Source organism: Janthinobacterium sp. 75, assembly GCF_004365495.1.
Taxonomy (GTDB): domain Bacteria; phylum Pseudomonadota; class Gammaproteobacteria; order Burkholderiales; family Burkholderiaceae_D; genus Janthinobacterium.
Genome location: NZ_SORD01000001.1, coordinates 260,756 through 284,440, shown reverse-complemented (window position 1 = coordinate 284,440; position 23,685 = coordinate 260,756). Strand labels below are relative to the sequence as shown.

General features: G+C 58.1%; 19 protein-coding genes, 2 tRNA genes and 4 rRNA genes. 20 read left to right on the top strand and 5 right to left on the bottom strand.

Annotated elements, in window-relative coordinates:
- Positions 1-41: 41 nt before the first annotated feature.
- The 7 genes from C8C89_RS01370 (at position 42) to rrf (C8C89_RS01340) (ending at position 6,688) form a co-directional block, all read left to right on the top strand.
- The gene (locus C8C89_RS01370; RefSeq protein ID WP_133988712.1) at positions 42-818 is read left to right on the top strand and encodes an enoyl-CoA hydratase; all 777 of its coding nucleotides are present in this window, start codon (positions 42-44) and stop codon (positions 816-818) included.
- 403 nt (positions 819-1,221) lie between these two features.
- Positions 1,222-2,752 (top strand): 16S ribosomal RNA (locus C8C89_RS01365).
- Between the two features lie 81 nt (positions 2,753-2,833).
- Positions 2,834-2,910, top strand: a tRNA-Ile gene (locus tag C8C89_RS01360).
- Positions 2,911-2,935: 25 nt separating this feature from the next.
- Positions 2,936-3,011 (top strand) — tRNA-Ala (locus tag C8C89_RS01355).
- Between the two features lie 243 nt (positions 3,012-3,254).
- A 23S ribosomal RNA gene (locus tag C8C89_RS01350) occupies positions 3,255-6,144 on the top strand.
- Positions 6,145-6,282: 138 nt separating this feature from the next.
- Positions 6,283-6,395: ribosomal RNA gene (gene rrf, locus C8C89_RS01345) — 5S ribosomal RNA — on the top strand.
- Positions 6,396-6,575: 180 nt separating this feature from the next.
- Positions 6,576-6,688: ribosomal RNA gene (gene rrf, locus C8C89_RS01340) — 5S ribosomal RNA — on the top strand.
- Together the 16S, 23S and 5S rRNA genes with 2 tRNA genes alongside form the textbook arrangement of a ribosomal RNA operon.
- A gap of 60 nt (positions 6,689-6,748) precedes the next feature.
- On the opposite strand, the gene C8C89_RS01335 is transcribed toward rrf (C8C89_RS01340), so the two are convergent.
- The 4 genes from C8C89_RS01335 to C8C89_RS01320 form a co-directional block, all read right to left on the bottom strand.
- Positions 6,749-7,093 carry a DUF1840 domain-containing protein gene (locus C8C89_RS01335; protein ID WP_133988711.1) on the bottom strand — a complete coding sequence of 115 codons (345 nt, stop codon included), beginning with the start codon at positions 7,091-7,093 and terminating at the stop codon, positions 6,749-6,751.
- A gap of 180 nt (positions 7,094-7,273) precedes the next feature.
- Positions 7,274-7,819, bottom strand: coding sequence for a hypothetical protein (locus C8C89_RS01330; protein ID WP_133988710.1), 546 nt, complete (start codon positions 7,817-7,819; stop codon positions 7,274-7,276).
- Positions 7,820-7,883: 64 nt separating this feature from the next.
- Positions 7,884-9,404, bottom strand: a complete 1,521-nt coding sequence (locus C8C89_RS01325) for a YifB family Mg chelatase-like AAA ATPase (RefSeq protein WP_133988709.1) — start codon at positions 9,402-9,404, stop codon at positions 7,884-7,886.
- A gap of 111 nt (positions 9,405-9,515) precedes the next feature.
- A complete protein-coding gene (locus tag C8C89_RS01320; RefSeq protein WP_102122177.1) occupies positions 9,516-9,764 on the bottom strand; it encodes an accessory factor UbiK family protein in 249 nt (82 codons plus the stop codon).
- Positions 9,765-10,033: 269 nt separating this feature from the next.
- Here C8C89_RS01320 and C8C89_RS01315 point away from each other — a divergent pair, with 269 nt between their 5' ends.
- The 13 genes from C8C89_RS01315 (at position 10,034) to C8C89_RS01255 (ending at position 22,809) form a co-directional block, all read left to right on the top strand.
- Complete coding sequence (locus C8C89_RS01315) at positions 10,034-10,801, top strand: TorF family putative porin (RefSeq protein ID WP_133988708.1); 768 nt, start codon at positions 10,034-10,036, stop codon at positions 10,799-10,801.
- Between the two features lie 11 nt (positions 10,802-10,812).
- On the top strand, positions 10,813-11,151 hold the full coding sequence (locus C8C89_RS01310) for a P-II family nitrogen regulator (RefSeq protein WP_010393464.1): 339 nt from the start codon (positions 10,813-10,815) through the stop codon (positions 11,149-11,151).
- An 11-nt stretch (positions 11,152-11,162) separates the two neighbouring features.
- On the top strand, positions 11,163-12,698 hold the full coding sequence (gene amt, locus C8C89_RS01305; RefSeq protein WP_101483764.1) for an ammonium transporter: 1,536 nt from the start codon (positions 11,163-11,165) through the stop codon (positions 12,696-12,698).
- A 205-nt stretch (positions 12,699-12,903) separates the two neighbouring features.
- Positions 12,904-14,202: a glutamate--cysteine ligase gene (gene gshA / locus C8C89_RS01300; RefSeq protein WP_101483765.1), complete on the top strand. Its 1,299-nt coding sequence runs from the start codon at positions 12,904-12,906 to the stop codon at positions 14,200-14,202.
- A 97-nt stretch (positions 14,203-14,299) separates the two neighbouring features.
- On the top strand, positions 14,300-15,268 hold the full coding sequence (gene gshB / locus C8C89_RS01295; RefSeq protein WP_133988707.1) for a glutathione synthase: 969 nt from the start codon (positions 14,300-14,302) through the stop codon (positions 15,266-15,268).
- A gap of 2 nt (positions 15,269-15,270) precedes the next feature.
- Positions 15,271-15,675 (top strand): PTS fructose transporter subunit IIA, encoded by a 405-nt coding sequence (locus C8C89_RS01290; RefSeq protein ID WP_029496035.1) that lies wholly within the window; start codon positions 15,271-15,273, stop codon positions 15,673-15,675.
- A 92-nt stretch (positions 15,676-15,767) separates the two neighbouring features.
- Positions 15,768-16,037 (top strand): HPr family phosphocarrier protein, encoded by a 270-nt coding sequence (locus C8C89_RS01285; RefSeq protein ID WP_034749416.1) that lies wholly within the window; start codon positions 15,768-15,770, stop codon positions 16,035-16,037.
- 44 nt (positions 16,038-16,081) lie between these two features.
- Positions 16,082-17,824: a phosphoenolpyruvate--protein phosphotransferase gene (gene ptsP, locus C8C89_RS01280; protein ID WP_101484849.1), complete on the top strand. Its 1,743-nt coding sequence runs from the start codon at positions 16,082-16,084 to the stop codon at positions 17,822-17,824.
- A gap of 134 nt (positions 17,825-17,958) precedes the next feature.
- Positions 17,959-19,158, top strand: coding sequence for a homoserine O-acetyltransferase (locus C8C89_RS01275; protein ID WP_101483767.1), 1,200 nt, complete (start codon positions 17,959-17,961; stop codon positions 19,156-19,158).
- Positions 19,155-19,766, top strand: coding sequence for a methionine biosynthesis protein MetW (gene metW, locus C8C89_RS01270; RefSeq protein ID WP_070222822.1), 612 nt, complete (start codon positions 19,155-19,157; stop codon positions 19,764-19,766). Before C8C89_RS01275 ends, metW begins: the two co-directional genes overlap by 4 nt.
- Complete coding sequence (locus tag C8C89_RS01265; RefSeq protein WP_101483768.1) at positions 19,766-21,025, top strand: AmpG family muropeptide MFS transporter; 1,260 nt, start codon at positions 19,766-19,768, stop codon at positions 21,023-21,025. The genes metW and C8C89_RS01265 overlap by 1 nt, the downstream gene beginning before the upstream one ends.
- The gene (locus C8C89_RS01260) at positions 21,006-21,908 is read left to right on the top strand and encodes a M48 family metallopeptidase (protein WP_101483769.1); all 903 of its coding nucleotides are present in this window, start codon (positions 21,006-21,008) and stop codon (positions 21,906-21,908) included. Before C8C89_RS01265 ends, C8C89_RS01260 begins: the two co-directional genes overlap by 20 nt.
- 1 nt (position 21,909) lies before the next feature.
- The gene (locus C8C89_RS01255) at positions 21,910-22,809 is read left to right on the top strand and encodes a pseudouridine synthase (protein ID WP_133988706.1); all 900 of its coding nucleotides are present in this window, start codon (positions 21,910-21,912) and stop codon (positions 22,807-22,809) included.
- 6 nt (positions 22,810-22,815) lie between these two features.
- Here C8C89_RS01255 and C8C89_RS01250 read toward each other — a convergent pair whose 3' ends face one another.
- Positions 22,816-23,592: an exodeoxyribonuclease III gene (locus C8C89_RS01250; RefSeq protein WP_101483771.1), complete on the bottom strand. Its 777-nt coding sequence runs from the start codon at positions 23,590-23,592 to the stop codon at positions 22,816-22,818.
- Positions 23,593-23,685: the final 93 nt, after the last annotated feature.

The following is a 23,685-nucleotide window of genomic DNA, read 5'->3' as shown; positions in this document are numbered from 1 at the left end:
AGCCGCTACAATCGTCACACCGTTCATCGAGAGGAGACACTATGCAATACGAAGACCTGATCATCGACATCCAGGACAAAGTGGCGGTCATCCGCCTGAATCGCCCGAAGGCGCTCAACGCCTTGAACGACAACATGATGAATGAGCTGGGCGACGCCCTGTTGAAGTTCGACGCGGATGACAATATCGGCTGTATCGTGCTCACGGGCAGCGAAAAGGCGTTTGCCGCTGGCGCCGACATCGCTGCCATGGCCGATTACACCTATCCGGACACCTTCACCCAGGGTTATATCAGCCGCAACTGGGAGCATATCTTGCGGGTGCGCAAACCCGTAGTGGGCGCCGTAGCGGGTTACGCACTCGGTGGCGGCTGCGAACTGGCCATGATGTGCGACTTCCTGATCGCTGCCGACAGCGCCAAATTTGGCCAGCCGGAAATCAAGGTGGGTGTCACGCCAGGTGCTGGCGGCACGCAGCGTCTGCCGCGCGCCATCGGCAAGGCCAAGGCCATGGATCTGCTGCTGACGGCACGCACCATTGATGCAGTGGAAGCGGAACGCATCGGCCTGGTATCGCGCGTGGTACCGGCCGATAAATTGCTGGAAGAAACGCTGGCCGCTGCCAAGACCATCGCCGCCATGCCCACCTCGGTCGCCATGATGATCAAGGATTGCGTCAACCGCGCCTTTGAAACCACCCTGACCGATGGCGTTGCCTACGAGCGTCGCTTGTTCCAGGCCGCCTTTGGTACGCCCGCGCAAAAAGAAGGCATGCACGCTTTCTTGGAAAAGCGCTTGCCAAACTTCGGCGGTCTTTGATATGATTCGCCTCCCCGATGAGACGCACTAGTTTGCGGCGCAAAGGGGACAGCCTTCCGGGGCTGGATAGTAAAAAGTTTTTAAGCGCAATGCGCTGAAAAACGGGGGTTGACGGACGTAGCAAAATGCTTCATACTCTTCCTTCTTCGCAGCTGACAAACACAACGCTTTGTCGATAGCGCGAAAGCAGTACCGAATACCGTTCTTTAACAATTAACAGTCGATAAGTGTGGGCATTTGATGTAAGTGCAGCAGTGATCTTCGGATCGCTGTAAAACTTAAAATATCAAATGTTCACAAGAAATAATGAAATAGGATACTTCTTCGGAAGTAGCCTGTCAGTTTTTTGAGTGAGCGACCCGTCGCAAGACGGTGCCAATAAAATGGCAAAGTAACAGAGATTAAACTGAAGAGTTTGATCCTGGCTCAGATTGAACGCTGGCGGCATGCCTTACACATGCAAGTCGAACGGCAGCACGGAGCTTGCTCTGGTGGCGAGTGGCGAACGGGTGAGTAATATATCGGAACGTACCCTAGAGTGGGGGATAACGTAGCGAAAGTTACGCTAATACCGCATACGATCTAAGGATGAAAGTGGGGGATCGCAAGACCTCATGCTCGTGGAGCGGCCGATATCTGATTAGCTAGTTGGTAGGGTAAAAGCCTACCAAGGCATCGATCAGTAGCTGGTCTGAGAGGACGACCAGCCACACTGGAACTGAGACACGGTCCAGACTCCTACGGGAGGCAGCAGTGGGGAATTTTGGACAATGGGCGAAAGCCTGATCCAGCAATGCCGCGTGAGTGAAGAAGGCCTTCGGGTTGTAAAGCTCTTTTGTCAGGGAAGAAACGGTGAAAGCTAATATCTTTTGCTAATGACGGTACCTGAAGAATAAGCACCGGCTAACTACGTGCCAGCAGCCGCGGTAATACGTAGGGTGCAAGCGTTAATCGGAATTACTGGGCGTAAAGCGTGCGCAGGCGGTTTTGTAAGTCTGATGTGAAATCCCCGGGCTCAACCTGGGAATTGCATTGGAGACTGCAAGGCTAGAATCTGGCAGAGGGGGGTAGAATTCCACGTGTAGCAGTGAAATGCGTAGATATGTGGAGGAACACCGATGGCGAAGGCAGCCCCCTGGGTCAAGATTGACGCTCATGCACGAAAGCGTGGGGAGCAAACAGGATTAGATACCCTGGTAGTCCACGCCCTAAACGATGTCTACTAGTTGTCGGGTCTTAATTGACTTGGTAACGCAGCTAACGCGTGAAGTAGACCGCCTGGGGAGTACGGTCGCAAGATTAAAACTCAAAGGAATTGACGGGGACCCGCACAAGCGGTGGATGATGTGGATTAATTCGATGCAACGCGAAAAACCTTACCTACCCTTGACATGGCTGGAATCCCGGAGAGATTTGGGAGTGCTCGAAAGAGAACCAGTACACAGGTGCTGCATGGCTGTCGTCAGCTCGTGTCGTGAGATGTTGGGTTAAGTCCCGCAACGAGCGCAACCCTTGTCATTAGTTGCTACGAAAGGGCACTCTAATGAGACTGCCGGTGACAAACCGGAGGAAGGTGGGGATGACGTCAAGTCCTCATGGCCCTTATGGGTAGGGCTTCACACGTCATACAATGGTACATACAGAGCGCCGCCAACCCGCGAGGGGGAGCTAATCGCAGAAAGTGTATCGTAGTCCGGATTGTAGTCTGCAACTCGACTGCATGAAGTTGGAATCGCTAGTAATCGCGGATCAGCATGTCGCGGTGAATACGTTCCCGGGTCTTGTACACACCGCCCGTCACACCATGGGAGCGGGTTTTACCAGAAGTAGGTAGCTTAACCGTAAGGAGGGCGCTTACCACGGTAGGATTCGTGACTGGGGTGAAGTCGTAACAAGGTAGCCGTATCGGAAGGTGCGGCTGGATCACCTCCTTTCTAGAGTTTGCACGAATCATGTAAATGATTCACGCATCAAATGTTCACACTTATCGGCTGTTAATATAAAGAACAGCATTTGGGGCTGTAGCTCAGCTGGTTAGAGCACCGTGTTGATAACGCGGGGGTCGTTGGTTCGAGTCCAACCAGCCCTACCAGTTTCTGCAGTCTGGAAATACCCTAGGGGGATTAGCTCAGCTGGGAGAGCACCTGCTTTGCAAGCAGGGGGTCGTCGGTTCGATCCCGTCATCCTCCACCAAAAGTTCAAACGTAAATCAGTGCTGATTAATGCACCGGGATTTAGGTTTGGTCTTTTCGAGATCAAGTGCTGTATGTTCTTTAACAATCTGGAAGAAGTAAAGATTATTTATTGATTGATTTGCCGTAAAAAGCAAATCGATGGGTAATGATTGTATGTATCAACAAACAAGCAACAACGTTGTACTTTCTTATCCCTGTAGCGCTCTTTCATTATGCAAATGATGAGAGGCTAACGTTATAGGGACAAGCGAATAAGTGCACATGGTGGATGCCTTGGCGATTACAGGCGATGAAGGACGTAGTAGCTTGCGATAAGCTGCGGGGAGTGAGCAAACACACTTTGATCCGCAGATTTCCGAATGGGGCAACCCACCCTTTTAGGGTATTGCATACTGAATACATAGGTATGCAAGGCGAACGCGGCGAACTGAAACATCTAAGTAGCTGCAGGAAAAGAAATCAACCGAGATTCCCAAAGTAGCGGCGAGCGAAATGGGAAGAGCCTGTACGTGATAGTCGGACCGATAACAGAATCCTCTGGAAATAGGAGCCATAGTGGGTGATAGCCCCGTATGTGAAATTGGACCGGTGATACTAAGCGTACGACAAGTAGGGCGGGACACGTGACATCCTGTCTGAATATGGGGGGACCATCCTCCAAGGCTAAATACTCGTAATCGACCGATAGTGAACCAGTACCGTGAGGGAAAGGCGAAAAGAACCCCGGAAGGGGAGTGAAATAGATCCTGAAACCGTGTGCATACAAACAGTAGGAGCGGACTTGTTCCGTGACTGCGTACCTTTTGTATAATGGGTCAGCGACTTACATTCAGTGGCAAGGTTAACCGAATAGGGAAGCCGTAGAGAAATCGAGTCCGAATAGGGCGATCAGTCGCTGGGTGTAGACCCGAAACCAAGTGATCTACTCATGGCCAGGATGAAGGTGCGGTAACACGCCCTGGAGGTCCGAACCCACTAATGTTGAAAAATTAGGGGATGAGCTGTGGGTAGGGGTGAAAGGCTAAACAAACTTGGAAATAGCTGGTTCTCTCCGAAAACTATTTAGGTAGTGCCTCAAGTATCACCATCGGGGGTAGAGCACTGTTATGGCTAGGGGGTCATTGCGACTTACCAAACCATTGCAAACTCCGAATACCGATGAGTGCGAGCTTGGGAGACAGACGTCGGGTGCTAACGTCCGGCGTCAAGAGGGAAACAACCCAGACCGCCAGCTAAGGTCCCAAAGATTGGCTAAGTGGAAAACGAAGTGGGAAGGCTAAAACAGTCAGGATGTTGGCTTAGAAGCAGCCATCATTTAAAGAAAGCGTAATAGCTCACTGATCGAGTCGTCCTGCGCGGAAGATGTAACGGGGCTAAGCCAGTCACCGAAGCTGCGGATATTGTTCTGTGATTTATCACAGATATATATGGTAGGAGAGCGTTCTGTAAGCCTGCGAAGGTGTCTTGTAAAGGATGCTGGAGGTATCAGAAGTGCGAATGCTGACATGAGTAGCGATAATGGGGGTGAAAAGCCTCCACGCCGTAAGCCCAAGGTTTCCTGTTCAACGTTCATCGGAGCAGGGTGAGTCGGCCCCTAAGGCGAGGCAGAGATGCGTAGCTGATGGGAAGCAGGTTAATATTCCTGCACCGTCGTATGATGCGATGGGGGGACGGATCGCGGAAGGTTGTCCAACTGTTGGAATAGTTGGTTTTTGGCTCATAGAAGGCACTTAGGCAAATCCGGGTGCGGAATTCAAGGGGTTGAGACGAGTGAACTTGTTCACGAAGCAATCGGAAGTGGTTCCAAGAAAAGCCTCTAAGCTTCAGTCATACGAGACCGTACCGCAAACCGACACAGGTGGGCGAGATGAGTATTCTAAGGCGCTTGAGAGAACTCGGGAGAAGGAACTCGGCAAATTGGTACCGTAACTTCGGGAAAAGGTACGCCCCGGTAGCTTGATTGGTTTACTCCATGAGGGTGAAAGGGTTGCAATAAACTGGTGGCTGCGACTGTTTAATAAAAACACAGCACTCTGCAAACACGAAAGTGGACGTATAGGGTGTGACGCCTGCCCGGTGCTGGAAGATTAAATGATGGGGTGCAAGCTCTTGATTGAAGTCCCAGTAAACGGCGGCCGTAACTATAACGGTCCTAAGGTAGCGAAATTCCTTGTCGGGTAAGTTCCGACCTGCACGAATGGCGTAACGATGGCCACACTGTCTCCTCCCGAGACTCAGCGAAGTTGAAATGTTTGTGATGATGCAATCTACCCGCGGCTAGACGGAAAGACCCCATGAACCTTTACTGTAGCTTTGCATTGGACTTTGAACCAATCTGTGTAGGATAGGTGGGAGGCTTTGAAGCGGGGACGCTAGTTCTCGTGGAGCCAACCTTGAAATACCACCCTGGTTTGTTTGAGGTTCTAACCTTGGTCCGTTATCCGGATCGGGGACAGTGCATGGTAGGCAGTTTGACTGGGGCGGTCTCCTCCTAAAGTGTAACGGAGGAGTTCGAAGGTACGCTAGATACGGTCGGACATCGTGTTGATAGTGCAATGGCATAAGCGTGCTTAACTGCGAGACTGACAAGTCGAGCAGGTACGAAAGTAGGACATAGTGATCCGGTGGTTCTGTATGGAAGGGCCATCGCTCAACGGATAAAAGGTACTCTGGGGATAACAGGCTGATTCCTCCCAAGAGTTCATATCGACGGGGGAGTTTGGCACCTCGATGTCGGCTCATCACATCCTGGGGCTGTAGCCGGTCCCAAGGGTATGGCTGTTCGCCATTTAAAGTGGTACGTGAGCTGGGTTTAAAACGTCGTGAGACAGTTTGGTCCCTATCTGCCGTGGGCGTTGGAAATTTGAAGGGGGCTGCTCCTAGTACGAGAGGACCGGAGTGGACGAACCTCTGGTGTACCGGTTGTCACGCCAGTGGCATTGCCGGGTAGCTAAGTTCGGAAGAGATAACCGCTGAAAGCATCTAAGCGGGAAACTTGCCTTGAGATGAGATTTCCCAGAGCCTTGAGCTCTTTGAAGGGTCGTTCGAGACCAGGACGTTGATAGGCTGGGTGTGGAAGTGCAGTAATGCATTAAGCTAACCAGTACTAATTGCCCGTACGGCTTGTCCCTATAACCTTAGCAGGTACAGAGGATAAGACGGTACAACGTTGTGAGTTTGTTGATACTACTATTCATTACCCCAATCTTTGCTTCTTCCAGATTCAGGCTTTGTCGCTCAATTGAGGACAAATGCCAGTACAAGTTATGCCTGATGACCATAGCAAGTTGGTCCCACCCCTTCCCATCCCGAACAGGACCGTGAAACAACTTTGCGCCGATGATAGTGCTGCAACCAGTGTGAAAGTAGGTTATCGTCAGGCTTGTTATTCGTAGTAGAGAAAAACCCCACCAGCAATGGTGGGGTTTTTTTTCGTCTGGAGATTTATTTCAATAAAAACCGGGGCTTTTGGCACCGCATTGAGGCGAATTGCTATATAATTCGCCTCCTCAGATCAGATGGTTTGCTGCCCCGTTGGGAGCAGGCTGTTGAAAAAGTTATGCCTGATGACCATAGCAAGTTGGTCCCACCCCTTCCCATCCCGAACAGGACCGTGAAACAACTTTGCGCCGATGATAGTGCTGCAACCAGTGTGAAAGTAGGTTATCGTCAGGCTTGTTATATAAAAAAACCCCGCGTGCGCGGGGTTTTTTTTCGTCTTCAGTGTTCATCGAACTAGATGCCCCAGGTGATGCTTTCACCTTCCGCCTTGGCTGAGCGCAGCATTTCCATCAATGGGTAGGCACGCTGCGAAAAATGCACTTTCTGTGCGCGCGCATGGGTGCCCGTTTCGCCATCTTCCAGCGATTCAGGCGTATGCGCATCGTGTTCGATGTCGTTCTCCGGATGCAGTTTGCTTTCCGCGACTTCCTTTTCCAGCAAGGCCAGGGCATCTCCCGCTTCCATCGGCGTGATCACGCCGCGGGTGGGGTTTTTGTGCAGGATGTCGAGGATACGCTGGGCATGTTCCTGGTACATCAGCACTTCAGGGGAGGATTTGGATTTGAATGAGATCAACATAAGCGCTTTCTGAAACTTGTTGTTAGTGTCGAAACAATATCACGACTTGAAATATTGCACAGGCTGTCCGATTGCCCGGATGACGCATTTGCGAGCCGGATAGGGCTATCTGTTGGACAGCACACGTATTTACAAGGGCGGCTGCTCCAGGCAGCTGCCTGTTTAAGCGATCATTAAGTCTCAATCCAGTTTCACTGAGTCCATGAAAGTGTCGATGGTGTCACGCGACAGCTTGCGCTCTTCACCGAGAATGATGATCTGGAAGATGTGCTTGTCCTGTGCCACGAAACGGCCGACCAGCAAGACAGGCTTGCCTTGCTGCGTGCCGCTCGTCTCGATGCTGAGCGAAGTGCGCTGGCGCGTTCCGGAAGCAGTGCTGCTGGCCGCCGATGCGGTTTTTTCGCTGCGCACGGTGCCGTTGATATTTTTCAACAGAGCTGTCTGCATGGCGGGCAGGGCAGCTTGCGCCTGTTCTGCGCTGTCGAGCACCGCGCTGCCGATGGCGAAGGTATTGCCATCGATTTCGCTCGCTGTCATGGTCAGGCTGACTTTCTTGCCATCGAGATCGATCTCGCGCGTCAGCACGGCCGGCTTGCCTGGAAACAGGGCCGTGAACTGGGCGTCGGGGCTGCGATAGTCGCGCCAGTCGAATTTCGGACTGCAGGCGGCCAGCGTGCAGGCTGTAGCGAGCATGGCAAGGAAGAGGGCAAGTGATGGTTTTTTCATCAGCAGATGGTAGCAGTGCCGCCAATCACGCGCAATCGCGCACGTGTGGCGGTCACTGGCCGCTTTATATCTCGCGCAGCACGCGCCGGTACTGGATCGCTTCGGCGACATGCGGCTGCGTGATAGCGGGGCTGCCCGCCAGGTCTGCGATGCTGCGTGCCACGCGCAGTACCCGGTGGTAGGTGCGTGCCGACCAGTGCAGGCGGGACATGGCGCCATGCAGCAACTGCTCACCATGTATTTCCAGATGACAATGTTGTTCGATTTCCATGCTGCTCAGGTGCTGGTTTGCTTTCCCCTGGCGTGCCAATTGCAGAGCAAAGGCTGCCGCCACCCGGGTGGCGATGGCTTGCGTGCTTTCGCCAGCGCCTGCGTGCCTGCCCAGCGCCGCAGGCGGCATGGCGGCAACTTCGATTTGCAAGTCGATACGGTCGAGCAGCGGGCCGGACAGGCGACTGTGATAGCGCAGCACGGCGTCCGGTGTGCAGCGGCAGCGGCCGGAAGCGTGGCCCAGATAGCCGCATGGGCAGGGATTCATGGCGGCGATCAACTGAAAGCGGGCAGGAAATTCGGCCTGGCGGGCCGCGCGCGAAATGCTGATGACGCCCGATTCCATAGGCTGGCGCAAGACATCGAGTACCCGGCGCTGGAATTCGGCGATTTCATCGAGAAACAACACGCCGCAGTGGGCCAGCGAGATTTCTCCTGGGCGCGGCACGTTGCCGCCACCCACCAGGGCCACGCCGGACGCCGTCTGGTGCGGGGCACGATAGGGACGACGTTTCCAGTGTTCCACTTTGAAGTGGCCGCTCAGGGAATGCACGGCGGCCGATTCCAGCGCCTCTTCATCGCTCATGGGCGGCAGCACGCCGGGGAAGCGGCTGGCCAGCATGGTTTTGCCCGCGCCCGGTGGCCCCACCATCAGCACGTTATGGCCGCCTGCGGCCGCTACCTCCAGTGCGCGCCGCGCCTGCTGCTGCCCCTGTACGTCAGCAAAGTCGGGATACGCAAAAACCTGCGCTGCCAGCACGGGCTGATGGCGCTGCAGCGCGGTCTTGCTGGCATGCGCGGCAAAATGGGCGCAGACCTCGAGCAGGCTGTGGGCGGGATAGATGCAGGCATCACTGACCAGCGCCGCCTCGTCCGCGTTCGCCTGCGGCAGGATGAAGGCGCGTGGCGCGCCAGCCTGGCTGCGCTGCATGGCAAAGGTCATGGCCAGTGCGCCACGGATGGGGCGGAGCTGTCCCGATAGCGACAGTTCCCCCGCGAATTCGTAATGGTGTAATTGGTCGCCTGGCAACTGGCCGGAGGCGGCCAGGATGCCCAGCGCAATGGGCAAGTCGAAGCGGCCCGATTCCTTGGGCAGGTCCGCAGGCGCCAGATTGGCTGTAATGCGCCGCGCCGGCATGTCAAAGCCACAGTTTTGCAGCGCGGCACGGACGCGGTCGCGCGATTCCTTCACTTCGGTGTCCGGCAGGCCGACTATCGTAAAGGAGGGCAAGCCATTGGCAAGGTGGACTTCGACACTTACCTCGGGTGCCTCCATGCCGGCCAGGGCGCGGCTTTTCAGGACGGCCAGACTCATCAGACTCCCCTTTAGCGCGGGCGCGGTCAGGATCAGTCTAGTCCTTGAAAAGGTGTCAGGCTTGAGGTATGCCAGCAAGGTTGTCAATAACGCGACCTTGCTGGCGATACTTTATGCCTTTGCTTCGTTCAGGCGCGTTTCCAGTTCGATCAGGCGCAATTCCAGTGCGTCCAGCTTGGCGCGGGTCTTGGCCAGCACTTGTGCCTGGATATCGAATTCCTCGCGCGTGACGAGATCGAGACGGGCGAAGCCCTGGGTCATCATCGATTTCACGTTTTTCTCGATATCCTTGGCAGGCGAGTTTTCGATGGCTTGATGGATCTTGCCTTGCAAGTCGTTAAAGAAGGTATTCATGTCCATGGTCAGTCCTTTTATGGTGCGGCCTGTGCATCGCACCATTGCGGTGCACAGCGGCGTTAATCTGGTGCGAAACTGGGCGGTTCATTGTGCTTCAGCAGTCCATTAGCGCAGTCCTGGCGGCTTGCAGGGTATGTATGGACGGAAATGCACCTGTCAAGGTGGCAAGAGAGCTGGCACGTATTCTGCTAAAGAAGCTATGAACGCTTTGTGATCTCCAGCCAAGATTTTAAACCTCAACCGCTTTAAAAGTTCAATAAAAGGGAATCGCCATGAAGAATCTGTCCAAGAACATGACTTTAGTAGCAGCGTTGACGCTGGCCATGACCGCCGTGTGCGGTAGCGCCATGGCCCAGGATGCAGTGGCAGCGCCTGCTGCGGCCGAAGCCGTACCTGATAACGTGGTGAGCTATAACGTGGCGCTGACCAGCGACTATCGTTACCGTGGGATCTCGCAAAGTCGACTCGATCCTGCCATCAGCGGTGGTGCCGACTACACCCACAATCCGACGGGCCTGTATGTAGGCACCTGGCTGTCGAGCATCAAATGGATCAAGGACGGCGGCGGCGATACCAACCTGGAATGGGATATCTACGGCGGCAAGCGTGGCGAGATCAGCAAGGACTTCACCTACGATGTGGGCGGCCTGTACTACTTCTATCCCTCGAATGGGCTGAGCACCAACGCGAACACCTTCGAGCTGTATGGCCAGCTCGGCTATGGTCCGGCCTACATCAAGTACTCGCACTCGACGACCAATCTGTTTGGCGTGGCTGACAGCAAGAACAGCGGCTACCTCGATGTGGGCGCGAATATCGATGTATACGAAGGTTATCTGCTGAACCTGCATGTGGGCCGCCAGAAAGTCGAGCACAACGATTCCCTCAGCTATACCGATTACAAGCTGGGTGTCACCAAGGATTTCGGCGTGGCAACAGTCGCCCTGGCCTACGTCAAAGCCAATATCACGTCGCTGGCGCCGAATGGCAAGAACCTGGCGAAATCCGGTCTCGTGCTGACCGTGTCCAAAACCTTTTAAGCGAGAATGCCATGAAAATGATTACAGCAATCATTAAACCGTTCAAACTGGACGAAGTGCGCGAAGCCTTGTCGGCTATCAATGTGCAAGGCATTACCGTCACCGAAGTCAAAGGGTTCGGTCGCCAGAAAGGTCACACGGAACTCTACCGTGGCGCTGAGTATGTCGTCGATTTCTTGCCAAAAACTAAGATTGAAGCGGCCGTGGATGACGCCATTGTCGACCAGGCCATTGAAGCGATCGAAGGTGCCGCGCGTACCGGTAAAATCGGCGATGGCAAGATCTTCGTCTACAACCTGGAACAAGTCATCCGCATCCGTACCGGTGAAACCGGCAACGAAGCGCTCTAAGGGGAATATTGATGCGTAAAAATATAACAAAATTGCTCGCTGGGATAGCCTGTCTGTGTGCTTTTGGCCTTGCCACGCCGAGCTTTGCCGATGCCCCCGCCAAGGCGGAAGAGGCCACGACTACTGTCGTCGCCGCTCCCGCCGTGACGCCGGTTCCTGACGCAGCGCCCGCAGCTGCCGCTCCGGCACCGGCAGCTGCCGCGCCAGCAGCTGCGCCCGTCGCCAACAAGGGCGATACCAGCTTCATGATGATCAGCACCTTGCTGGTGATTTTGATGACCATCCCCGGCCTGGCCCTGTTCTACGGCGGCCTGGTGCGGTCGAAGAACATGCTGTCGGTGCTGATGCAAGTGTTCATGGTGTTCGCGCTAGTGATCGTGCTGTGGTGTATTTATGGCTACTCGATCGCCTTCACGGAAAAAACCGCCTTCTTCGGTGGCTTCGACCGCCTGTTCCTGAACGGCATCTGGGATCCGGCCAAGGGCACGTTTGCCGCCGCCGCCACCTTCAGCAAGGGCGTCGTCATTCCCGAGTTCGTCTTCGTGGCTTTCCAGGGCACGTTTGCCGCCATCACGTGCGCACTGATCGTCGGCGCCTTTGCCGAGCGCGCAAAGTTTGCCGCGGTGCTGGCCTTCGTCGTGCTGTGGTTCACGTTCGCCTACCTGCCGGCCGCCCACATGGTGTGGTTCTGGACCGGTCCTGACCTGATCACGAATGCCGCCACCTCGGCCAGTGAAGCCCTGAAGGCTGGCTGGATCTGGCAAAAAGGCGCGCTGGACTTCGCCGGCGGCACCGTGGTGCACATCAATGCCGCTGTCGCCGGCCTGGTGGGTGCGATCATGATCGGCAAGCGCGTTGGCTACGGCCGTGAATCGATGGCGCCGCACTCGCTGACGATGACCATGATCGGCGCCTCCCTGTTGTGGGTGGGCTGGTTCGGTTTCAATGCCGGTTCCTCGCTGGAAGCGGGCGATGTGGCTGCCTTGGCCTTCGTCAACACACTGCTGGCAACTGCTGCCGCCACCCTGTCGTGGGTATTTGGCGAGTGGATCAGCAAAGGCAAGCCATCCATGCTCGGTGGCGCATCGGGCGCCGTTGCCGGCCTGGTGGCGATCACCCCGGCGGCCGGCTTTGTCGGCCCGATGGGCGGCCTGGTCATCGGCTTGCTGGCCGGTGTCATCTGCCTGTGGGGCGTGAACGGCTTGAAACGCCTGATCGGCGCCGACGATTCGCTCGACGTGTTTGGCGTGCATGGCGTGGGCGGCATCCTGGGTGCCTTGTTGACGGGTGTGTTTGCTGCACCACAACTGGGTGGTCAAGGCATCTTCGACTATGTCACCAACAAGATGTCGGCTGACCCGTATTCGATCGGACACCAGGTATGGGTGCAGGCGCAAGCGGTCGGCACCACCATCATCTGGTCGGCCGTGGTCTCCCTCATCGCGTATAAGCTGGTCGACATCGTCATCGGCCTGCGCGTACCGGAAGAAGAAGAGCGCGAAGGCCTCGATATCACCAGCCATGGCGAACAGGCATATCATGGCTAAATGATAATGATCTGGCATGTCAGCGCCCCGGCGCGGCATGCTAGGCTTGAAAAGGCGCCTCTTTGAGGTGCCTTTTTTTTCGTTGTGGGAATGGAAAAGGTCTTTAAAACAAGGCTTTTGCCCCGATTTGGGGTACTTACACGGTAATATAGTCGGCAGTTCTGTGTGCTTTTTTGAATACTGCACATAATTTAAGGATGTAACTATGGTTCCCCATCTCGTCACGGCCCTGACCGGACCGCTGCTCGACCTCGAAAAAAAGATTCTGGCCGCGACGCCGGCCATTGAGCGCTGGTTCCGCATGGAGTGGCAAGAGCACACGCCGCCCTTCTATTGCTCGGTGGATTTGCGTAATGCGGGCTACAAGCTGGCGCCCGTCGATACCAATTTGTTCCCCGGCGGTTTTCATAACCTCGCCACGGAAATGCTGCCCTTGTCAGTGCAGGCGGCCATGGCTGCCATCGACAAGTATTGCCCGGACGCCCGCAACCTGCTGATGGTGCCGGAATTGCACAACACCACGCCGCAATACTTGCAAAACGTGGCGCGATTGATGCAGATCTTCCGCCAGACGGGACTGCACGTGCGCCTGGGCTCGTGGTCGCCCGAGATCACCCAGCCGACACCGCTGGCGTTGCCAGATGGCAACATGCTCGTCATCGAGCCGCTCGTGCGCCTGAATAACGGCCGCCGCCTGGGCTTGAAGGATTTCGATCCGTGCACGATCTTGCTGAATAACGACTTGTCGGACGGCATCCCCGATATCTTGCAAAATATTCATGAACAAAGCCTGCTGCCGCCTTTGCACGCGGGCTGGGCCCTGCGCCGCAAGAGCAACCACTACACGGCCTACGATGAGGTGGTGAAAAAATTCGGCAAGATGATCGATGTCGATCCATGGATGCTCAACCCGTTTCACGCCAAGTGCAGTGACGTCAACTTCCAGGAAGGCGAGGGCGAAGATGCGCTGGCCGCCAGCGTCGACGTGCTGCTGGCCAAGATCCGCAAGAAATACAAGGAATACGGCATCAAGGAAAAGCCCTTCGTCATCGTCAAGCCCGATGCGGGCACGTATGGCACGGGCATCATGACGGTGCGCGACGCCAGCGAAGTGCGCGACTTGTCGCGCAAGCAGCGCGACAAGATGTCCATCGTCAAGGACGGCAAAGTCGTCACCGACGTCATCATCCAGGAAGGCGTGCCCACGTTTGAAAGCATCAAGGATGCCGTGGCCGAGCCTGTTGTCTACATGATCGACCGCTACGTGGTGGGCGGTTTCTATCGCGTGCACGCGGAGCGGGGCGTGGACCAGAACCTGAACGCGCCCGGTTCGCAGTACGTGCCGCTGGCGTTTGCCCAGCAGCATGCCGTGCCGGACTTGAAGGCCAAGCCGGGCACGGCCGCGCCGAACCGCTTCTATGTGTATGGCGTGGTGGCGCGACTGGCCTTGTTGGCTGCATCGCTGGAAATGGAGCGCACGGACCCGAATCCCGAGGTGTATTGATCGATCCCAGCAGCTTGCCGGGCGCGGTGACTACTGCGCCTGGCGATCTCGGCTAGAATCAAGCATTCCTTATCCAGGCTCCCCGATTGGACGCACCATGAAAATTGCATTCCTTGCCGACCCGCTGGCAGGCTTCAAGACTTACAAAGATTCCACTTTCGCCATGATGCGCGAAGCGGCCAAACGCGGCCACGCCGTCTACGCCTTCGAGCAGAAGGACATGGCGCTGGAAGAGGGCATCGTCACGGCCCATGTGCAGCACATCGAGCTGACCGGCGACGAGCACGACTGGTACAAGGTTGTCTCGCGCGAGGAAGTGCGCCTGTCGGCCTTGGACGCCATCATCGAACGCAAGGACCCGCCGTTCGACATGGAATACGTGTACGGCACGTATCTGCTGGAACTGGCGGAAAAGCAGGGCGCGCATGTCTTCAACAAGCCGTCCGCCATCCGCGACAACAATGAAAAGCTGGCCATCGCCCAGTTTTCCGAATTCACTTCGCCCACCCTGGTGACGTCGAATGAAGCGCGCCTGCGCGCCTTCCACGCCAAGCACCAGGACGTCATCTTCAAGCCGCTCGACGGCATGGGCGGCACGGGCATCTTCCGCGTCAAGGCCGATGGCCTGAACCTGGGCGCCATCATCGAGACCTTGAGCGAGAACGGCGCGCAAACCATCATGGCGCAGCGTTTCATTGCCGACATCGTCAAGGGCGACAAGCGCATCCTCGTCATCGGCGGCAAGCCGGTGCCATTTTCGCTGGCGCGCATCCCGCAGGCGGGCGAAGTACGCGGCAACCTGGCGGCCGGTGGAACGGGCGTGGCGCAGCCCTTGACGGCGCGCGATCTGGAAATAGCAGAAAAGCTGGGCCCGATCCTGGCCGCGCGTGGCCTGATGCTGGTAGGATTGGATGTGATCGGCGACTATCTGACGGAAGTCAATGTCACCAGCCCGACCTGCTTCCAGGAAATCATGCAGCAGACGGGTTTTGACGTGGCGGCCATGTTTGTCGACGCCGTCGAACATGGCGTCGCACAAGCGCAGCAGCGCCAGAAGGTGAAATGACTATGGTAGGGATTTTGCTCATGACACATGCCCCGCTGGGACAGGCGTTCATCGCCGCCTGCGCGCATGTGTTTCGCGGGCCAACAGAACGTTTTGAAGCCATCGATGTCGTCGCCGACCAGGACCTGGCGGAAGTGCAAAAGCTGGCTTCCGAAGCCATTTGCCGCCTCGACGACGGCTCCGGCGTGCTGGTAATTACCGATGTGAAGGGCGGCACGCCGTCGAACTGCTGCAACAAGCTGGCCGATGCTGGCCGGGTGGAAGTCATCGCCGGCATCAGCCTGCCGATGCTGCTGCGCGCCATCACGTATCGCCGCGACACGCTCGACGTGGTGGTGGAGATGGCGCTGGCCGGTGCGCAAAGCGGCGCCGTGCGCGTCGATAACCGCATCCGTGTGGGCGAATAAGGAAGTGCATGGCCGCCGCCCTGAAGGCGGCGGGTTTTATAGGCCAAGATTGTCATCAGCGTAGTGCATTCAGGGATAGAGACCATACAAAAATGATTCAAAGAGAACTCGAAATCATCAACAAGCTGGGACTGCACGCACGCGCCTCCGCCAAATTTACCCAGCTCGCCGCCAAGTTCAAGAGCGACGTCTGGCTGACACGCAACGCGCGCCGCATCAACGCCAAGTCCATCATGGGCGTAATGATGCTGGCCGCCGGCAAGGGCGCGAAAGTGACCCTGGAAGCCGAGGGCGATGATGAGCAGGCATGTGTCGATGCGCTCACCGCCCTGATTAATGACAGGTTTGGCGAAGGCGAGTAATGCCCGCCGAACGCAGCCGCAGCCGCATTCCGACAGGTCACCCCATGGCATCTTTCACGCTCCACGGCATCCCGGTCTCCCGCGGCATCGCCATTGGCCGCGCGCATCTGCTGGCGCCGGCAGCCCTTGACGTCAAACATTACCTGGTCGCCCAGGAACAGATCGAAGCCGAAGTCCAGCGTTTGCAAAACGCCATCGCCGCCGTCCACAAGGAACTGCAAACCCTGTGGAACGAGCTGCCGAAAGATGCGCCCACCGAGCTGGGTGCGTTCATCGATGTGCATGCGCTGATCCTCTCGGACCCGATGATCGCCGAAGCGCCGCTCGACATCATCCGTTCGCGCCATTACAACGCCGAATGGGCGCTGCTGACGCAAATCGATGAATTATCGGCGCAGTTCGACGAAATCGAAGACCCGTATTTGCGCGAGCGCAAGGCCGATATCCAGCAAGTGGCCGAACGCGTGCTGAAGGTCTTGCTGGGCACCGAACAGCTGCTGCCCAAGGCGGCAGCCGAAGATGAGGTGCTGGCGCAGATGATCGTGGTCGCCCACGATATTTCGCCCGCCGACATGCTGCAATTCCGCGACCGTTCCTTCATCGGCTTCATTACCGACGTGGGCGGACAGAACTCGCACACGGCCATCGTCGCGCGTAGCCTGGATATCCCGGCCGCCGTTGGCATGTCGCAGGCGTCGATGCTGATCGAGCAGGACGACTGGCTGATCATCGACGGCGACGCCGGCGTGGTCATCGCCAACCCCAGCGCCCTGGTGCTGGAGCAGTACCGCGAGCGCCAGGTGGCCATGCAGCGCGCGCGCAAGAAGCTGGGCAAGCTGAAAAAGACGCCGGCCGTCACCAAGTGCGGCACCCCCATCACCCTGCTGGCGAATATCGAACTGCCCGAGGATTGTCCGTTTGCGCTGGAATCGGGCGCCAGCGGCGTGGGCCTGTTCCGTTCTGAATTCCTGTTCATGGGCCGCGCCCACAAGATTCCTACAGAGGACGAGCAGTTCGAGGCTTACCGCAGCACGGTGCAGTCGATGAAAGGGCGCGTGGTGACCATCCGCACGCTCGACATCGGCGCCGACAAGCCGCTCGATCAGTCCGACCATACGGCCTTGAATCCTGCCCTGGGCCTGCGCGCCATCCGTTACTGCCTGGCCGAGCCGCAACTGTTCCTGACGCAGCTGCGCGCGATTCTGCGCGCCTCGGCCTTTGGCAAGGTGCGCATCCTGATCCCCATGCTGGCGCATGCCTTCGAGATCGATCAGTCGCTGGCCATGATCGCCCAGGCGAAGGCCAGCCTGCGCGAGGAGGGCGTCAAGTTCGACGACGCCGTCGAAGTGGGCGCCATGATCGAGATTCCCGCCGCTGCGCTGGCCTTGCCCATGTTCGTCAAGCGCATGGATTTCCTGTCGATCGGCACGAATGATTTGATCCAGTACACCCTGGCCATCGACCGCGTCGATTACGAAGTGGCGCATTTGTACAATCCGCTGCACCCGGCCGTGCTGCAGCTGATCTCCATGACGATTGCGGCTGGCCACAAGGCGGGCATCGACGTGGCCGTGTGCGGCGAAATGGCGGGCGACGTGAAGCTCACGCGCTTGCTGCTGGGTATGGGGCTGCGCGAGTTTTCCATGCATCCGGCCCAGCTGTTGGCGGTCAAGCAAGAGATCCTCAACAGCGACCTGGGTCTGATCGCACCACAAATGCGCAAAATTATGCGCTCCATGGAACCAAATGTGATCGCGGAAGCCGTACAACAGTTGCAGCTCATGTAAACTGTCGCTTTATCAGCACCAGGAGGCATCGCGCGCGGCAAGATGTTTCCTGGTGTTAAAGTTGCAGAACCTATCATCGCGGTGCTGCATCGACCATGGCCCGTGGGGCCACCCCCTTTTATAAACCGACACACATGTCATCCATTGGAATCGTTTCGCCGCAAACCATGTATTTTGCGCAACCCCTGCAGCTGCAAAGCGGAGCATCGCTGCGGGACTATATGTTGATGTATGAAACCTACGGCACCCTGAACGCCGACAAATCGAACGCGGTGCTGGTTTGCCACGCCCTGAATGCCTCGCACCACGTGGCCGGCGTGTATGCCGACGAGCCGAAGAGCACGGGCTGGTGGGACAATATGGTGGGGCCGGGCAAGCCGCTCGATACGAACAAATTCTTTGTCATCGGCGTCAACAACCTGGGTTCCTGCTTCGGTTCGACGGGCCCCATGCACACCAATCCCGCCACCGGCAAGCCATATGGCGCCTCTTTCCCTGTCGTGACGGTGGAAGACTGGGTCAGCGCGCAGGCGCGCCTGGCCGATGAGCTGGGCATCAGACAGTTCGCCGCCGTGATGGGCGGCTCGCTGGGCGGCATGCAGGCGCTGGCGTGGAGCATCATGTTCCCCGAGCGGTTGAGGCACTGTGTGGTAATCGCCTCGACGGCCAAGCTGTCGGCGCAGAACATCGCCTTCAATGACGTTGCGCGCCAGGCCATCCTGTCCGACCCCGATTACCATGGCGGCGACTTCTATGCACACGGCGTGGTGCCGAAGAACGGCTTGCGCGTGGCGCGCATGGTGGGCCACATCACGTATCTGTCAAATGACGACATGGCCGAAAAATTCGGCCGCAAGCTGCGCGATGCGGCGCAGACGGGCGACTACAAATTCGGCTTCGGCATCGATTTCGAGATCGAATCGTACTTGCGCTACCAGGGCGACAAGTTCTCCGAGTACTTCGACGCGAACACCTATCTGCTGATTACCAAGGCGCTCGATTATTTCGATCCGGCGCGCGCGCATGGCGGCGACCTGGCCAAGGCCCTGTCGGGCACCCAGGCCAAGTTCTTCCTCGCCTCGTTTTCCACCGACTGGCGTTTCTCGCCCGAGCGCAGCCGCGAAATCGTCGAGGCGCTGGTGTGCAACCGCCGCCAGGTGACCTATGCGGAAATCGACGCGCCGCACGGCCACGACGCTTTCCTGCTGGAAGATGCGCGCTACATGAACATGGTGCGCGCCTATTATGGCCAGGTATGGAATGACATCAACGTGGGCGCGCCCGCAGCAGCCAGGAACACCGCCGTCCGCCAGGGCGCCAAGGAGATAGCATGACTTTTGACGAATTGAGCGCGTTGCGCCCCGACCTGGCCTTCATCGCCCACTGGGTGCCGAATAACGCGCATGTGCTGGACGTGGGCTGCGGCGAAGGCGTGATGCTGCAGTACCTGCAAAGCGACAAGGAGTGCAGCGGCTATGGCATCGAGATCGCCGACGACAAGGTATTGGCCAGTACTTTACGCGGCGTCAATGTGATCCAGCAGGACATGGAAAAAGGCCTGGCCATTTTTGGCGACAACAGCTTCGACACGGTGCTGTGTCTGTCGTCCTTGCAGATGATGAAGCAGGTCGAGCCGCTGCTGCGCGACATCGTGCGCGTGGGCGCCGAGGCTATCGTCTCGTTTCCCAATTTCGCCTACTGGCCGCACCGCGTGGCGCTGCTGAAAGGGCGCATGCCCGTGTCGAAATCGCTGCCTTACCAGTGGTATGACACGCCCAACGTGCGCTGCGCTACCATCAATGACTTCCGTGAACTGGCCGAAGAATGCGGCCTGGAAGTGATCGAATGCGTGGCCCTTGCCGAAGGCAAGATGGTCTCCGTGCTGCCGAACCTGCGCGGCGACCTGGCCGTCTTCCGTCTGCGCAAAAAAGCGGTGCATTGATGACGACAAGTCCGGCGCCAGGCTGGCGTTCCTACGCCAGCGGCCGTATGCTGGCCGTGCTGGTGCTGGGCTTCAGTTCCGGCCTGCCCCTGTTCATCCTGCTGTACCTGCTGCAGGCATGGCTGGCCAAGTCGGGCCTGAACGTAAAAGCGCTGGGGCTGTTCGCCCTGGTGCAGTTCCCCTACATCTGGAAATTCCTGTGGGCGCCTCTGATGGACCGCTACCGCATCCTGGGACTGGGTCGCCGGCGCGGCTGGATGGCACTTACGCAGGTGGCGCTGTTCTTTTCCATCGGCGGCATGGGCATGCTCGATCCGCTCACGCAGATCGGCCTGATCGCCGCCGCTGCGGGCGGCGTGGCCTTTCTGTCGGCCAGCCAGGACATCGTTATCGACGCCTACCGACGCGAAATCCTTTCCGATAACGAGCAGGGCCTGGGCGCCGCCGTCATCGTCAACGCCTATAAAGTGGCGGGCATGGTGCCGGGTGCGCTGTCGCTGATCCTGGCCGACCGCATGCCGTGGCAGCCCGTCTTCTGGATCACGGCCGCCTTCATGTTGCCGGGCCTCGTCTGTACCTTGCTGATCAAGGAACCCACCGTCTACGGTTCGCCGCCGAAGACCATGCGCGAAGCGATCATCTTGCCGTTCCAGGAATTCATCGCGCGCGATGGTTGGCGTAACGCAATGTGGATCCTCGCCTTCGTACTACTCTACAAAATCGGCGACAGCATGGCCACGGCGCTGGCGACGAAGTTTTACCTGGACCTGGGGTTTAGCATGACGCAGATCGGCCTGGCCGCCAATACCACGGGTTTCTGGGCCAGCCTGGCCGGCGGCGTGGTGGGCGGCGTGTGGATGCTCAAGCTGGGCATCAACCGTGGCCTGTGGGTGTTTGGCGCGCTGCAGGCGATCGCCATTCTCGGCTTTGCCTGGCTGGCGCAGGTGGGGCCGAACACCATGCTGCTCAGTGCCGTGATCGGTTTTGAAGCATTTGCCAGCCTGGGCCTGGGTGCTGCCGCCTTTGTCGCGTTCCTGTCGCGCACCACGGATCCGCGCTACACGGCCACGCAATATGCGCTGTTTTCCAGTTTGAGCGCCGTGCCGCGCACCCTGATCAATGCCTCGGTGGGCTTTCTGGTTGCCGAGCTGGGCTGGTTCTCGTTTTTCATTGTTTGCTTCTTCCTGGCCTTCCCGGCCATGATGATGTTGCCTAAAATTGCCCCATGGAGGTCTGCCAATGGCACCAATATCCCTTAAACGTTATACCGTCCTGGCCAGCCTGTGCGCGGCCACCGCGCTGGCGCCCCTGTCCGTCTTTGCCCAGCAGGCGACGGTACAGGATGGCATCAAGGTGCGTCCTTTGTCGACCTCGCGCATCTTTGCCGGCGGCGCCGATTTCAACGCACAATCGAAGCAGCAATATACGCAGCTGGTCAACGAAGCGAAGGAAAAAAATGCGCTGGTGCCGGACAGCGACCCGCAAGTGAAACGCCTGCGCGCCATCGCCCAGCGCATCATCCCGTTCGCCACGCGCTGGAACGAGGCGGCGGCTAACTGGAACTGGCAGGTCAACCTGCTCAACTCGGATGAGGTCAACGCCTTTTGCATGCCGGGCGGGCAGATCGCTTTTTACAGCGGCATTATCACGAAGCTGAATTTGACCGACGATGAAGTGGCCGTCGTCATGGGACATGAAATTTCGCATGCCTTGCGCGAACACGCGCAGGCGCAGGCAGGCAAGGGCAACCTGGCCGCCGTCGGCGCCAAGCTGGCCGGTGCCGGCCTGTCGGCCTGGCTCGGCGTCGACCCGAATCTGACCAGCACCGCCACGAATATGGCGGCCAAGGGCGTGATGCTGAAGTTCTCGCGCGACGATGAACGCGAGGCGGATTTGATCGGCATGGACCTGGCCGCGCGTGCAGGTTTCGATCCGCGCGCCGGCGTCATCCTGTGGCAGAAGATGGCGGCCGCAAGCGCGGGCGCGCCGCCGGAATTCCTCTCGACCCACCCGTCGGGCAAGGACCGCATCTCGCAGATGAACAGCCATATGGCGCAGGTGCTGCCCCTGTACGCGCGCAGCAAGGGCGTCAGTGTCGAGGCATTGCCGCCCTACCGCAGCAACGCTATCGCGCAGCGCTAGGATGTCCAGCCGCCACGCTGCCTCACCCTTGCCCATGCGCGATGGCGTGGCGCCCAGCTACCTGTGGCTGCCGGAAGGACAATGGCCCGACATGCTGTCGTTTCTGCTTGATCGCTATCCGCAGATCAGCGCCGCGCAATGGCAGGACCGCATGGCGCGCGGTGACGTGGTCAATGGCGACGGCGCCGTGCTGGCGCCCGACAGCGCATACCGGCGCGGCATGCGCATTTTTTACTACCGCGAGCTGGAGCGCGAAACGCCGATCCCGTTCCAGGAAGAGATCCTGTTCCAGGACGAACACCTGGTGGTGGTCGACAAACCGCATTTCCTGCCCATGACGCCGGCCGGGCGGTTCGTGCAGGAGACCTTGCTGACGCGCCTGAAGAAAAACCTGGACTGCGCCGAGCTGACGCCGATCCACCGCCTCGACCGCGAGACGGCCGGCGTGGTGATTTTTTCGCGCCTGGTAGCCAGCCGTGGCGCCTACCAGTCGCTGTTCCAGCGCCGCGAAGTGCGCAAGACGTATGAGGCACTGGCGCCGCACCTCGATGGCCACGATTTTCCGTTCACCTATCGCAGCCGCATGGTCGAGGGCGAGCAGTTCTTCCTCATGCGTGAGGAGGCGGGCGAGCCGAACTCGGAAACCGTCATCGACGTGATCGAACGGCGCGGCGAGGTGAACCTGTACCGGCTGTACCCGCACACGGGGCGCAAGCACCAGCTGCGCGTGCACCTGGCTTCACTCGGCATCCCCATCGTCAACGATGCGTTTTACCCGCTGGCCCTGCAGTGCAAGGAAGATGACATGTCGCAGCCCTTGCAGCTGCTGGCGCGGGCGATCGATTTCACGGACCCGTTGACGGGCGACCTGCGCCATTTTGAAAGCCGGCGCAGCCTGTAGCAGTGCTTACGCCTTGATCGTGTAATCGATGATCAGTGGCGCATGGTCGGAGAACCGCTCGTCCTTGTAGACGCTGACCGTATGCGCCTGGGCCGCGATACCGGGCGTGGCGACATGGTAGTCGATGCGCCAGCCCACGTTCTTCGCGTAGGCCTGGCCCCGGTTGCTCCACCATGTGTACTGGTCTTCGCGCTTGTCCAGGCCGCGGTGCACGTCGACAAAGCCCACTTCGTCGAAGACGCGCGTCAGCCACGCGCGCTCTTCCGGCAGGAAGCCGGAATTCTTCTTGTTGCCCTTCCAGTTCTTCAGGTCGATTTCATGGTGAGCGATATTCCAGTCGCCGCAGATGACCACTTCGCGGCCCAGCGCCTTCAATTCCAGCAGATGCGGCAGGAATAGCTCCATGAAACGGAACTTGGCTTCCTGGCGCTCCGGGCCGGACGAGCCGGAAGGGCAGTACACGGAAATGACGGACAGCTTGCCAAAATCACAGCGCACGTAGCGGCCTTCGGCGTCGAATTCCGGGCTGCCGAAGCCGATATGCACGGCGTCCGGTTCGACCTTGCTATATATGCCCGTTCCCGAATAACCCTTCTTCTCGGCATAGTGGAAATGGCCATGATAGCCGTGGGGATTGAGGAATTCCGGCGTCATGTCGGGCAGTTGCGCCTTCAATTCCTGCACGCAGATGAAATCGGCCGTCTGCGTGCCCATCCAGTTGAAAAAGCCTTTTTTGGCGGCGGAACGGATGCCGTTCAAGTTGGCGGAGATAATTTTTGGCATAAGTCGAGAGTGAAAGGGCGCTGGACGGGGCCGGCGGGCGCGGCATGGCGATTGTCTCGCCGGTGCGCGCGGATTAAAATACAGGCACTTTTA

Coding starts and splice junctions, on each gene's coding strand:
- C8C89_RS01285 (WP_034749416.1), top strand. CDS start 15,768: ATGATTCAAAGAGAACTCGAAATCATCAACAAGCTGGGACTGCACGCA.
- C8C89_RS01370 (WP_133988712.1), top strand. CDS start 42: ATGCAATACGAAGACCTGATCATCGACATCCAGGACAAAGTGGCGGTC.
- C8C89_RS01315 (WP_133988708.1), top strand. CDS start 10,034: ATGAAGAATCTGTCCAAGAACATGACTTTAGTAGCAGCGTTGACGCTG.
- C8C89_RS01260 (WP_101483769.1), top strand. CDS start 21,006: ATGGCACCAATATCCCTTAAACGTTATACCGTCCTGGCCAGCCTGTGC.
- C8C89_RS01335 (WP_133988711.1), bottom strand. CDS start 7,093: ATGTTGATCTCATTCAAATCCAAATCCTCCCCTGAAGTGCTGATGTAC.
- C8C89_RS01265 (WP_101483768.1), top strand. CDS start 19,766: ATGACGACAAGTCCGGCGCCAGGCTGGCGTTCCTACGCCAGCGGCCGT.
- metW (WP_070222822.1), top strand. CDS start 19,155: ATGACTTTTGACGAATTGAGCGCGTTGCGCCCCGACCTGGCCTTCATC.
- C8C89_RS01325 (WP_133988709.1), bottom strand. CDS start 9,404: ATGAGTCTGGCCGTCCTGAAAAGCCGCGCCCTGGCCGGCATGGAGGCA.
- C8C89_RS01290 (WP_029496035.1), top strand. CDS start 15,271: ATGGTAGGGATTTTGCTCATGACACATGCCCCGCTGGGACAGGCGTTC.
- gshA (WP_101483765.1), top strand. CDS start 12,904: ATGGTTCCCCATCTCGTCACGGCCCTGACCGGACCGCTGCTCGACCTC.
- amt (WP_101483764.1), top strand. CDS start 11,163: ATGCGTAAAAATATAACAAAATTGCTCGCTGGGATAGCCTGTCTGTGT.
- C8C89_RS01310 (WP_010393464.1), top strand. CDS start 10,813: ATGAAAATGATTACAGCAATCATTAAACCGTTCAAACTGGACGAAGTG.
- C8C89_RS01320 (WP_102122177.1), bottom strand. CDS start 9,764: ATGGACATGAATACCTTCTTTAACGACTTGCAAGGCAAGATCCATCAA.
- gshB (WP_133988707.1), top strand. CDS start 14,300: ATGAAAATTGCATTCCTTGCCGACCCGCTGGCAGGCTTCAAGACTTAC.
- ptsP (WP_101484849.1), top strand. CDS start 16,082: ATGGCATCTTTCACGCTCCACGGCATCCCGGTCTCCCGCGGCATCGCC.
- C8C89_RS01330 (WP_133988710.1), bottom strand. CDS start 7,819: ATGAAAAAACCATCACTTGCCCTCTTCCTTGCCATGCTCGCTACAGCC.
- C8C89_RS01275 (WP_101483767.1), top strand. CDS start 17,959: ATGTCATCCATTGGAATCGTTTCGCCGCAAACCATGTATTTTGCGCAA.
- C8C89_RS01250 (WP_101483771.1), bottom strand. CDS start 23,592: ATGCCAAAAATTATCTCCGCCAACTTGAACGGCATCCGTTCCGCCGCC.
- C8C89_RS01255 (WP_133988706.1), top strand. CDS start 21,910: ATGTCCAGCCGCCACGCTGCCTCACCCTTGCCCATGCGCGATGGCGTG.